Source organism: Ralstonia sp. RRA (genome assembly GCF_037023145.1).
In the GTDB taxonomy this organism is placed as follows: domain Bacteria; phylum Pseudomonadota; class Gammaproteobacteria; order Burkholderiales; family Burkholderiaceae; genus Ralstonia.
On the sequence record NZ_CP146092.1, the window covers coordinates 581,939 to 595,044 of the forward strand.

Below are 13,106 nucleotides of genomic sequence, written 5' to 3' on the forward strand. Positions count from 1 at the left end.
GTGGAAGACCACATCAGCCTCAACACGTGGGATGCGCTCAATCGGCTGAAGTCGCAAACCAATACCGAAGGCACTGTTTCTGATTTCCGCTACGACAGCGTTGGAAATGTCGTTGCCACTGTGGATGCCGAGGGAACAGCCGACCAGCGCACCGCGCTGGTGCGCTATGACGCGCTGGGCCGGGTGACGGCGCAGTTGTCGGCACGAGGCGCCGCGTTGATTACGGGCAATGAGACACCCGCCCAGCTCGACGCGATCTGGGCGCAATATGCCACCCAATACAGCTACGATGCCGCCGGACGCCGTGTCAGCGCGACCGATCCCAATGGCAATCGCACCCTGTTCTATTACGACCAGGATGGTCGCCTCCGCTACACCGTCAACGCTGAAGGCGAGGTACAAGAGCGGCAATATGATGCCTTCGGCAACTTGGCCAGCACGATGGCCTATGGCGCCCGTATCGATTCCAATACGCTGACCAACCTGCAAGGCGGCGTACTGAGTAGCGATGCGCAAAGCCTGCAGGCCGAACAGGCCTTCGCAGCGGCGAAACAGAGTGGCGGGGGCCTCAACAGCATCACGCAATACACCTACAACGCCGTCAATGAACTGATCGCGACCACGGACGCCAACGGCGGAGTCACCACCGTGGCCTACGACACCTTCGGCGATGTGGTAAGCAGCACGCAATCCATCGGCGGCTCCAATAGCGTAACGACAACGCGCAGCTATGACCGACGCGGCTTGCAGACTGAAGCGGTATCCGATGCGGGTGGCGCGAACATCGTCTCGCGCGCGCAGTACGATGCCTTTGGCCGCCTGATTGATTCGGTTGACGGCAATGGTAACGTCAGCTCGCAGTCGTTCGACCGCCTCGGTCGCGTCGTGCTAACGCAAGACCCAACGAACGCCCAGCGTACGACCAGCTACGATGCTTTTGGCCGTGTGCTCACGCAAACAGATGCGCTGGGTAACACAACGCAGTACAGCTACAACACAGCAAATCGGAGCATGACAGTCACCACGCCCGAAGGCGTGTCAGTGACCACGACGCACAACGCCGAAGGCCAGACGCACAGCGTTACAGACGGTAACGGCAACACAACCGTCTACAGCTACGACCCCGACGGCAATCTCGTCACGACCACGTCGCCGAACGGGCAGAGCGTCAGCCATTACGATCAGGCGGGTCGTCTGATCGAAACGATCGATGCCAACGGCAACAAGGTTGACTACACCTATGATGCGGCCAATCGGCTACTCAGCCGGACCATCGACCCGAATGGACTGAATCTCGTCACGCGCTACCAGTACGACGCCAAGGGGGAGCGCGTCAGTACGACCGACGCCAACGGTGTTGTCACTCAGGTTGCCTATGACCTGAAGGGGCAGGTGGTCAGTCAGACGGTGGATCCGACTGGACTGAATCTCACCACCACGTACACGTACGACGATGTCGGCCATGTTCTGACCGTGACCGACCCGAAGGGTGTTGCCACTGAGTACGTATACGACGCGCTGGGCCGACGGATCGAGTCGCATGTCGACCCAGCGGGTCTGAACATCACGCGCAGCTATGCCTACGATGCTGACGGCAACGTCGTGGCGGCGACGGACGGCAACGGAAATACCACCCGCTATGTCTACGACGCAGACAGTCGCCTTGTCTATACCGTCGATGCTGCCGGCGATGTTCAGCAGAATGCCTACGATGCACAGGGGCGTCTGACTACTACCACCGCCTATGCAAACCGGGTCAGTCTCTCGGGCCTAGCCGACGCTCCTACGCTGGCCGATGTCGCCGGTCGTATCAATGCAGATCCGGCACACGATGAAGCTCAAAGCCGGGTGTATGACGCGGACGGCCGCCTTCACTACACGGTCGACGGCGCTGGCAGCGTGGTCCGGTATACCTACGATGCCAATGGCAACGTCGTTGACCGCGTTGCCTATGCGAATGCGATTCCAGCGGGCACGCCAGCAACGGAAACGGCATTGAGCGCCGCTGTGGCCGGCGTCGCAGATGCTTCCCGTGATGCACATGTCCGTAATGCCTATGACGCCAGCAATAGGCTGATCTGGAGTGTGGATGGCACGGGTGCTGTCGTCCAGCGTAGCTACGACGCAAATGGCAACCTGACCAGGCAAGTTTCGTATGCAAACCGCGTTGCCAATGGCGCTTCGCCAGACAGCGTAGCGGCCAGCGCAGATGACCGGGTTACGGTGATTGCCTATGACGGCGCTAATCGCCTGACCTGGCAAGTGGATACGATGGGTGGCGTCACTCATCTCGTGTACGACGCGAACGGCAATGTGGCGCAGCGGATTTCGTACGCGAATCGTATTGCTGCGCCAGCATCGACCGGTGGCGTATTGGACGCAACTGCGATCGCATCTGCCGTAGCAGCCGATTCGGCCAACGATCGGACCGCACGTGCGGTATTCGATGCGGCCAACCGCCAAGTCTTCAGTGTTGATAGCACGGGCGCCGTAATTGAGACGCGCTACGACGCAGACGGCAATGTGGTTCAGACGACCGCCTACGCCAACCGCGTGAATAGCGGTGGCCTGCAAGTAGTGGCCCATCTTTCCGACGTTCAGGCGCAACTGCAGCCGGACGCCGCAAACGACCGCACGACGCGCCATGTTTTTGATACCGCTGGTCGACTGGTTTACGCCATCGACGCGATCGGTAACGTTCAGCAGACGGAATATGACGGTGCAGGGCGTGTAGTCAGCACGACGCTCTATGCGAATGCCATTCCACTGGACACGCCGGCTACCGAGGCGAGCGTGTCGGCGGCTATCCATGTCGACGCGACGGGCGACCAGACCAACGTATTCAGCTACGACGCCGCAGGTCACCTGACCAGCAGCACGGACCCGCTGGGCGATACCGAGACGTACACCTGGAACGGCGTTGGCGACAAGCTGAGCTACACCAACAAGAAGGGCGATACCTGGACGTACGCGTACGATGCCGCTGGGCGTATGGTGTCTGAATCGTCGCCGGCCGTGTCGTTGGTGTCGGTGGCGGTAGATGCCAGTGGGAAGTTGGCTATCAGCCAGGCTGGGTCCGCGCCGGTCATCACGCGTCTGGCATATGACGCGCTGGGCAACTTGGTCAGTCGTACCGAAGCAGCAGGCCGGCCAGAGGAGCGCACGACTCAGTATCGATACGATGCGCTTGGGCGTCAAATCCAGACAATCTATCCGGCCGTAGGGGTCTACAACGCAAGTGGCGATGATCTTGCCGGCAACGGCGCTGATGGTGTTGCCGCGCGCACCGACACGGTTCAGCAGCTGAGCACTAGCGTTGTCTATGATGCATTTGGTGACGCCGTGTCGAACGTTGATGTGGCGGGCAACATCAGCTACAAGACGTACGACACGCTGGGACGTGTGTCCTATGACGTGGATGCCATGGGCTACGTCACGCGCTATCAGCGCAATACGTTCGGCGAGGTGACAGCACTGACCCGTTATGCCGACGGAGCTTCTCTGGGGACCGCTGGCGCACCATCATTTAGCACGGCGCAAGTTTCACTTGCGGTTGCTGACCTTGACCACAGTAACGATCGCACGATCGTCACGCAGTACGACCAGTTGGGTCGAGCCATTCAGGTCACGCAGCCGCCGACCTGGGTCAGTAACGGGTCGAGCTACATGGCTTCGGCTGTCACACGCAATACGTACAACGCTTTTGGCCAACTGGTGCAAAGCGCGGCGCTGGCGGACCCCACGACCAACACTTGGGCAGCGACCACGCATTATTTCGATCAGGATGGCCGTGAAACGGCGACAGTCGATGCTCTGGGCTATGTCACCACGCAAGCCTACGATGCTGCTGGCAATGTGGTTCGTCGCACCGAATTTGCCAATGCCACGTCGAACTGGTCGATCGGCAGCCTGACAATGCCGGCCGTCAGCGATGACGACCGTGTCACGACGATCACCTACGATCAAAACAACCGCAAGACGAGCGAGACGCGCGTCAATGTCGAATACAGTCCAAGCGACAACGGCATATCGACGCGGGGCGACTTGACCACCTCGTATGGATACGACGCAGTTGGGAACCTCACGCGTACGACCGACGCGAAGGGGCATAGCACCTATACCTACTACGATGCGATGGGCCGCACGGTTGCCGTCGCAGCTCCGGTACGGGCAAACACGGAGAATGGCATACCCGTTACGCCACTGTCTGTCTTCTATCGTGATGCATTGGGCAACGCGGTCGTCAAGATCGACTTTGCGAGGGGTGCCGCAAGCGCATCGGAGTCGGGCTATGTGCCAGGCGTAGCGACTGGGGACGACCATGTCACCTTCAATCAATTCGATAGCCACGGCAACCTGACGCAGACGACGGATGCCGGCGGAAATAACCACTATTACTCGTACGACGCCCTCGGGCATCTGGCCAAACAATGGATGGGTGTGACGGGCAACGATGGCGTTACCCACACGCTGTTTTCGGCCTTCCAATACGACGCCTTGGGCCGTCAGACCGACATCATCACACCGGCGTCAACGAGCGTGGTGAGCAATGGCACGATCGAGACGGTCAGCCAGCAGCTAGTGGGCGTCATTCACACCCGCATGGCCTACAACGGCTTTGGTGAGATGGTCCTGCGCGGAACCGGTACAGGAGACATAGGCTCCCCCGACGGTGCCATGCACATTGAGTCCGCAGTGGCACCCGGAGGTAAGATCAGCGGCAGTTTTGTCTGGCAGGAGCACTTTGACTACGACGCGGCCGGCCACCTGTGGCGTACCAACAGTGGCGACGGTCTTGAAAAAGTCTTCCTCTATAACCTACAGGGTTACCAGACGGCTCAGATCACGAGCAAGGGGCAGTTCGATGGATCGGGCGACCCTGGCGTGAACCTGACTGGGTTCCGCAGCGCGTACGATGTAGAGCAATTCGGTTTTGAGACGACCTTTGAACGCCGTACAGACAGCGCACGTGATCTGCTCGGCCGCGTAACTCAGGAGACATTGCCAGGGCGCTTTGTACAGAACGTCGGAACGGTCAGGCCCGTCGTCTACCAGACCTATGACCGGTGGGGCAATGTGGTCTCTCAGAGCGACGTGCGAAACGCCGCCTGGATCACCACGTTCCGATACAACGCCAACAACCAAGTTATCGAGGAAAAGCAGCCTGACGGCAATGGCGCGATCAGCCAGGATAGCCCTGTGACCCGTCTGTTCTACGACGCGCTGGGGCAGCAAGTTGGCGTGCTCGATGCGAACGGGAACTTCAACGGAAAAGTCTGGGATGCGGGCGGTAACCTCGTCGAGGAAGATCATGCGGACGGGGGCACAGTCCAGTATGACTACGATGCATTCGGAAACCGCACGGTTGCCGTGGACGCGATGGGTAATACCACCCGATACGTGTACGACAGCCTGGGCCGCAACACCGCCGTCATCAACGACGTCGTCAACCAATACACCGTAGACGGCAACAACAACGTCACCGGCTTTGAATCCAACGACGTCGTCTCCATGACGTACGACCAGGCCGGACGCAAGCTTTCTACGACGAACGGAAACGGCGAGACTACGCGGTTCACCTACGACTTGCGGGGCAATGTAGTTGCGACGACGCAGCCAATGGGCGAAGTCAGCCGCGCAGCATTTGACGCTCTGGGCCATCAGATCGGTGCACTTGACGCCAACGGCGCGTTGGCGACGTGGAGCTACGATGCGTTCGGCCAGTTGCAGGCGCACACCGACATTGGCGGTGCGGTGTACTGGTTCCGCTATGACAACGCAAGGCAACTGATTGCACAAGGCAATAGCCGCTACCAATCGCTCAATTATCAATACGACTCGGCTGGCCAGCTAGATGAGATCATCGATCTGGGTACCGGCCATATCACTCAGTACGACTACAACCTGGCGGGCAAGCATATACACGAGCGTACTTACCTCAATACCGGGGCTGAGACGTACCAAGACCAGACGCTGGCGTATGACACGCTGGGCCGCTTGGCACAAGTGAATACTGCGAACGGCGCGGTAAGCCTGCACTTTGAATACGACAAAGTCGGCAATCGCGTCCTTCAGCAGACTAGCCACACCACGTACACCACCACGAGCGACTATGAGTATGTAGTAACCGGCTACAACGAAGCTGGTGCGCCGGTGTACACCTATATGCAGGTGCAGCATAGTGTCCCGCACACCACAACGCAGAACCTGTGGTATGCCTATGACAGCATGAACCGCCAGACTCTGGTGGATGGCGCAGTCAACAACAATGCAACAGACATCGCTAATGTAGTCAGCGGCCAGGGACACATCCTGGCGTACGACAAGAACGGCAACCGCATCAGCGACACGAGCTGGGGCGAGCAGGTGGTGCGCCAGGAGAACATCATTGGCTATGACGAGTCCGGCCACGCTGTCAGCAATGGCGTGAACTACGTCAACCACGCAGGCCGGATCACCGAGTACTACACGTACGACCGGATGAACCGCTTGTCGACGGTATCGACCGGTGCGTTTGACCAGAACTGGCAGCCGCTGACGATCCGGGAGAGCATTCTGCTGGATACGCGCAGGTACGATGGCGCCTCGCGTGTGGTGGAAACCGGCCCGGCGGGCCACCTGTCGAATGCGTACATCCAAGCGCTGACTAACGGCAAGAGCGACGCCAACGGTGCGGTGACGCGCGTCTCGCGATACGACGCGGACGGCCACTTGCTCAGCCTGCACACCACCAAGCCGGATGGCTCGTTCAGCAGCGACCAGGTGTATGAGAAGGTCAATACCTGGCAGACCCAGGAGCAGGTGCAGACGGGCACGGACGAATCCGGTGCCCCGATTTACACGACCCAGACTGTCACCCACACATCCACCAGCAGCGGCTATGACGCTGCGGGCAACGTCACCGATTACCGGATCACCGACAGCAGCGGTGTGACGGAAACCTTCGGCACTACCTACACCAAGTTCGAGGGCTACAAGGAGGCGAGCGTTACCGGCTTCCGCAGCGACAACGCCGGCCAGAGCGGGACCACGCTCGACCACTACGACGTCAACGGCAACCTGGTGGAAGTCGAGGACACGACCAAGGATGCGAATAGCCGCGCCTTCGTCAACGACGCCAACGGCAACATCCTGCAGAAGACACAGCAGGGCAACGTCCTGCAGCAACTGGTAGTGGATGGTCAGGTCTACGGCACCTACGGTATCGGCGTGGACCCGACCAAGCCGACCAACGATAACGGGGACCCGAACTACACGGACCTGACGAACTTCAACCTCGGTTACCAGCCCATCACGAATGCCTATCCGGGTGCGGCAACGGGCCAGTACACGATCCGCGCGGGCGACACGCTGCGTACGATCGCGCAGTCGGCCTATGGCGACAGCGAGCTGTGGTACCAGATCGCGGATGCTAACGACATCCGCAGCGACAGCGATCTGCGCGTGGGCCAGACGCTGATGATTCCGAACCGGGTGGCGTCGGCACATAACACTAGCAGCAGCTTCAAGCCGTACGACCCGAGCAAGGTAGTGGGGGATACCACACCGAACTTGCCGGTGCCGCAGCAGGATGATGGCGGTGGGTGCGGACCGATCGGGCAGATCGTGATGATTGTGGTCGCCGTAGTGGCCACGATTTACACCGCGGGTGCGGCCGCGGGGGCGCTTGGTGCTGCGGAAGGAGGCGCGGCTGCGGCAGGCGCCGCTGGCGCTGCGGGTGCAGGTGCGGCTGGAGCGGGAAGTACGTTTGCCCTGGGCGCATCAGTGCTCTCGGGGACTGCCACGGGGCTGACAGGCCTGGAGACGGTTGCGGTTGCGGCGGCGGCCGGAGCTGCTGGTTCCGTTGCCAGCCAAGCGGTAGGGAACCTCATTGGTGCAGAACACGGGTTTAGTTGGGACCAAGTTGCCATGGGCGCTCTCGGCGCCGGCGTCACCGCGGGGGTAGGCTCCGCGGCGGTGGCGTCTGGAACATGGCTGGCTGCGCAGGGTTCCAATACGGCAGGCATTGTTGCCGGGGTTGGCCGCGCTGCGATCGGCAGTGTGGTGACGCAAGGCTTGGCCGTCGCGGTTGGGCTGCAAGACCATTTCAGTTGGATGCAAGTCGCGACGGCGGCAGCCAGCAGTGCTGTCGGTTCTCTGGCTAGCAATGCGGCCAATGACGCCATGGGATACAACCCGCAAAAGGGCTTTGATTTCACCAAGAGCCTGATTTCGGGAGCGGCAGCAGGTATCGCAGCCGGTACGACTGCAGCGGTGATGCGTGGTGGTCGAGTGCAGGTCGAACAGATCGCCACAGATGCGTTTGGCAATGCGCTGGGTAGTAGCTTGGCTGAAAATGCTGACAGCACTAACAGTTCGCAAGTGCAGGTGCTTGCCGACACGGTGAGCCAGCAGCAGCCAAGCGGTTTGGTCGATCCGTTGTACGGGATCTCGTTGGGCATTAACCCGACGTATGTGAACGCGCCGCAGCCGATGTTTGCGGATATGACAGCACCGTATGCCGGCAGTTCAGCTAGTGCGCAGGAACAAGAGCTTGCCAATACGGTGAGCCAACCAAGTGGTGGTTTGGTCGATCCGTTGTACGGCACCTCGTTGGGGGTCAACCCGACGTATGCGAGCACGCCGCAGTCGATGTTTGCGGATACACCTGCACCGTACGCAAACGCAGGTGAAAGCGGTCAGCTCCAAAGCGTGGGCGTTCAGCCGCAGATGTTGGCCGCGAGCTGGAACGGTCCAGTTGCGCCTAGCTATTCCAACAGTACGCCGGTTACAGATGCGCTTACGGACGCATTTCCCACAAGTGCCAATGGGAACCCGCCGTCAGGGGAACCTTTAGATGCGATGGGTCGAGACCTCGCTAGAGCAGGGGTGTTTGGACCTTATTCTGCGGCGAAGGCTGCGGCTGATGCTGATCCTGGAGTGCTGCTTGCTTCAGTCGATGTGAATCGTCGACCGCGAGACGAAATGCTGCTTGAGGGCGGCGGTGGCGGGCCAGGACTGGGCGGCGGTGGTGGGCGGAGTTTTGCTGGCGAGTCTTCGGGAACTGGGCGTGCGGGCCTGATGGATGCCGCAGAGGCTGAGGGTGTTGCGGGGGCTCGGTCGATTCGCGAGGGTATCTATGAATTCAAAACGACAGATAACGAACCGTATGTTGGTCAATCAGGCAATATCGATCAACGGCTGCAGCGTCACGTGGAGAATGGTAAGCTCAACGCCGAAGATGTCGAAAGCGTGCAGCGGACAGAGGTTCTTGGTGGAAAAACTGCGCGTGAAATTGCTGAGCACCAGCGTATCCAGGAACTCACAGACGGCGTGCCTGCCCGCCTGTCCCCAAATGTGGCGAATAAGGTAGACCCTATTGGGCCGAATCGTCGATACCTTCTGAATCAGAATAGATAAATGAAAAGCGAACTTCCTATCCCACCTGCCGCTTTGCAGGATGTTGATTCAAAAGAGCTATTGCGTGTATGGGCGGCAGCCGGGAATCAGCACATCTCCATCGCAACTGGAGTTTGGGAAAATCCCACGATCTGGGGAATTATGCTGGTTGATTTGCTGAGGCACATTGCGCGTTCTTACGAGAAGGTTGGGAACGTAAGCTATGAAGAGTCGATGCGTTTGATTAAGGCGGGCTTTGATGCCGAATGGGAAAGCCCCACGGAATGATTGAGTGCTAAGGCCCGACACTGGAAGCAGTCTTTCTTGCGCGCTCCAAGCCTCCGGTTCGGTAGCGAGCGGAGCGTCTCGTTAAACTGTCTCTGGAGCCGGTCCTCGAGAAAAGGCTACTCAACTTGATTCTTTGCGGGCACGGGGGAGCATGGCTGTATGCACGCCATGCGGCTTCCGATTGCGCGTCGCTAACCGCGCGGCGAACACCGGGTTCGTGCTTCGTGGCGTCGGTAAGGGGTGGGCCGTTGTAGCCGAGTAGGTGCTTTACTGGCAGTCGCCGGCGTGAGGTCGGGCCGCTAAAAAATCCTCCGCGCCACCTTCTGACGCGCGTCCTCGTCCTCGTGCATATGCTTGATTCCGGCCATCGCACGGCGGAGCCACTCGGTGGTACTTGAGTGCAATTCGTCATGCGGCTGGTCGGCGGGTGTGGCCGCCGAATTGCGCAATTGATCGTGGCGGTCGGTCATCGAAGTTCCCCCCTTGTAGAGCCACACACACTACGCACGTAGCGAAGCGCGTGCAAAACACCGTCACCCCCGCGCCAGCATTGGCGCTGCGGCGCTAGTGCTGGCTTCGCGGCGAGCGTGGCCGGCTGCGTCGGCTCGGTTGCCAGCCCTTGCCGGGCAAGGCTTGATGGATGCTAGCAAACGCTAGCACGCCATGTTGAAAGCGAGCCTAGAGTGAGCCGGCTGCTTCCGATTGCACGTCACTCTCCCACGACGTGTTCCCCATCGAGATCGAAGCGCACGAGCTGGCGCCGGCCGTCTGGAAAACGCTTCTCGACGAGGCCGTCAGGCGTGTCGGCTGTCGTGCAATAGATGGGATTACCCCTGGCCAGATGCCCACGCGCAGCGGCGCCATCGTCATGCGCAAGGGTTGCAAGGAACGCCTCCAGTTCAGCGAGCGTTATGTCATCGAGCGGGGTTAGCGTCTGCATGGCAGGGAACACAAAGGCAACTTAAAAGGAACGGAAAGGGAACACGCTGCGCAACGAGGCCATGCGGCAGTAACTGAAAGGGAACGCTTCGCATTGCCTGCTATTCCCTGTTCCGAAGCAGCCGTTGTGTCGATCAGCAGGCCTTGGTCCTAACCAGGGGTGAGACAAACCGGCAAATGATGCACCGCTAAGCTAGTACGTCCAGCGCGCAGGCCGAGCGGAGCCTCGCTGGCGCGTGGGCGGCGGGCTTCGTCGTCTACGCATTCTCAGTGTCGCGGTTCTCGGGGCGCCAGCATCGCCGCGTACTAGCAACCGGTCTTGCTGCCGGCGTCTGTGCTGAGTGGGGCGAAAGGGCACCGGGCCGTCGGTTAGAGCGGGGCCACACTTGATCACTATGACGCTAACGACTGCCCGCAGCGTGCATTGCGAGCCATCCCGGACGGAGTGGCGGTTTCCACGATCGATTAGGACCTATAGGCGAGAAAAGTCTGGCCAGCCGGGCGCCGTGCGGGTGGCCAGACTTTTTGTCTCTCATTTGTCTCTCGACGATGGTCGTTGGTACAGACTTTCCTTCTCGCCCAGGTGGAGACGGCTCAATCAAATCAATGTCTTACAAGCGATTTTGGTACGGCCTTTTTTGTCTCCCGTTACGGCGCTCCGCGATGAACGGAGCGCCGTTGATCGACGCAAGACTGCCGGCCGTGATTACGGCTCGTGGCGCAGATACCCTTCCTTGCTCGGGTCAGGCATGAAGTACGTCACGATGAACGACACGGCGCACAGCGCAGTCACGTACCAGTAAAACGTCGACTCGCTGCCGGCCTGCTTGAACCACAGCGCCACATACTCGGCCGAGCCGCCAAACACCGCGTTGGCAATCGCATACGACAGGCCCACACCCATGGCGCGCACTTCCGGTGGGAACATCTCGGCTTTGATCAAACCGCTGATCGACGTATAGAAGCTGACGATGGCCAGCGCCACCGTGATCAGGCCGAATGCAGCGACCGGGCTCGACACCGTGGCCAGGGCGTTCATGAGCGGCACCGTGCCGATGACAGACAGCGCTCCGAACAGCAGCATCGAATTGCGGCGGCCAATGCGATCGGACAGCGCGCCGAACGCCGGCTGCAGCATCATGTACACGAACAGCGCCACCGTCATGACGTTGGAGGCGGTCTTCTTGTCCATGTGCGCGGTGTTGACGAGGTACTTCTGCATGTACGTCGTGAACGTGTAGAAGATCAGCGAGCCACCGGCGGTAAAGCCGATCACGCGCAGGAACGCACCTTTGTGCTTCCACGCGCCGCGGATCGTGCCAGCGCCCTCAGCCTTGCGTGATGCGGTGGTCTGCGTTTCGTGCAGCGATTTGCGCAGATACAGCGCAATCAACGCGGTGAGAGCACCCACCACAAACGGAATGCGCCAGCCCCAGGCTTCCATTTCAGCGGTGCTCAGGAACTGCTGCAGGATCACCAGCACGAGCACCGCGCCCAACTGACCGCCGATCAGCGTCACGTACTGGAATGAGGCAAAGAAGCCGCGCCGCCCGGCCAGTGCCACTTCACTCATGTAGGTGGCGCTGGTGCCGTACTCCCCACCCACCGACAGGCCCTGGAACAGGCGCGCCACCAGCAGCAGGGTCGGTGCGAGTGCGCCGATCTGTGCGTAGGTGGGCAAGACCGAGATCAGCAGCGAGCCGCCGCACATCATCAGCACCGAGATCATCATGGCCGTGCGCCGGCCGTGCCTGTCGGCAATGCGGCCGAACAGCCAGCCGCCAATCGGTCGCATGAGGAAGCCTGCTGCAAACACGCCGGCCGTGTTCAGCAACTGTGTTGTCGGATCCCCCTTGGGGAAGAACGCCGGCGCGAAGTACAGCGAGCAGAACGCGTAGACGTAGAAGTCAAACCATTCGACCAGATTGCCCGACGATGCACCGACGATGGCGAGGATGCGGCGTCGGGTGTCATGTGGGTCGACGGCTTGCTGGGTGGCTGTGATGTCCATGGGAGCGTCTCGGGGTGAGTGTTCTTGTGGAGCGGCGCGAAGCCGGACCTCAGAATTGTAGCGACAAGTGACGGATTGCCGCGCCCCGGAGTTGCCCCATGAGCGAGATGACACGTTGCCGGAAGTGAGCGAAACAGGGCACTTCCGGTGGTTTGGGGTTACGCAGAAACGGGTACGCTTTCGCGATTCAGGCTGGCACAGCGTGCAACCGAATACCCAACGCACGCATGACCTTGAGCACGGTGGCGAAGCTCGGATTGCCTTCTTCCGACAGTGCTTTGTAGAGGCCTTCACGTGTCATGCCAGTGTCACGCGCGAGTTGCGTCATGCCGCGTGCACGAGCAACCACGCCCAGCGCGTGCGTGATGAAGGCCGGATCATCGCCGGCTTCTTCCAGGCAGGCGTCGAGGTACTCGGCCATGTCGGCCTCGGTCTTGAGATGTTCTGCGGAATCCCAGGGGCGGGTTTTGACGGATTTGTCGGCAGGCAT

The 13,106-nt window shown here is 60.3% G+C and carries 6 protein-coding genes; 2 read left to right on the top strand and 4 right to left on the bottom strand.

The annotated features are described in order from the left end of the window. Together V6657_RS20725 and V6657_RS20730 are read left to right on the top strand one after the other, a co-directional pair. Window positions 1-9,399, top strand: coding sequence for a LysM peptidoglycan-binding domain-containing protein (locus V6657_RS20725; protein ID WP_048934698.1), 9,399 nt, complete (start codon window positions 1-3; stop codon window positions 9,397-9,399). After that, window positions 9,400-9,666 carry a DUF5076 domain-containing protein gene (locus V6657_RS20730; protein ID WP_048934697.1) on the top strand — a complete coding sequence of 89 codons (267 nt, stop codon included), beginning with the start codon at window positions 9,400-9,402 and terminating at the stop codon, window positions 9,664-9,666. It begins immediately after the preceding gene. A 299-nt stretch (window positions 9,667-9,965) separates the two neighbouring features. Here V6657_RS20730 and V6657_RS20735 read toward each other — a convergent pair whose 3' ends face one another. The 4 genes from V6657_RS20735 to V6657_RS20750 form a co-directional block, all read right to left on the bottom strand. Then, window positions 9,966-10,136, bottom strand: coding sequence for a hypothetical protein (locus V6657_RS20735; RefSeq protein WP_171018006.1), 171 nt, complete (start codon window positions 10,134-10,136; stop codon window positions 9,966-9,968). A 239-nt stretch (window positions 10,137-10,375) separates the two neighbouring features. Continuing rightward, window positions 10,376-10,606: a hypothetical protein gene (locus V6657_RS20740; protein WP_053166401.1), complete on the bottom strand. Its 231-nt coding sequence runs from the start codon at window positions 10,604-10,606 to the stop codon at window positions 10,376-10,378. A 705-nt stretch (window positions 10,607-11,311) separates the two neighbouring features. Continuing rightward, window positions 11,312-12,616 (bottom strand): MFS family transporter, encoded by a 1,305-nt coding sequence (locus V6657_RS20745; protein WP_048934696.1) that lies wholly within the window; start codon window positions 12,614-12,616, stop codon window positions 11,312-11,314. 187 nt (window positions 12,617-12,803) lie between these two features. Further along, window positions 12,804-13,106 carry an addiction module antidote protein gene (locus tag V6657_RS20750; RefSeq protein WP_048934695.1) on the bottom strand — a complete coding sequence of 101 codons (303 nt, stop codon included), beginning with the start codon at window positions 13,104-13,106 and terminating at the stop codon, window positions 12,804-12,806.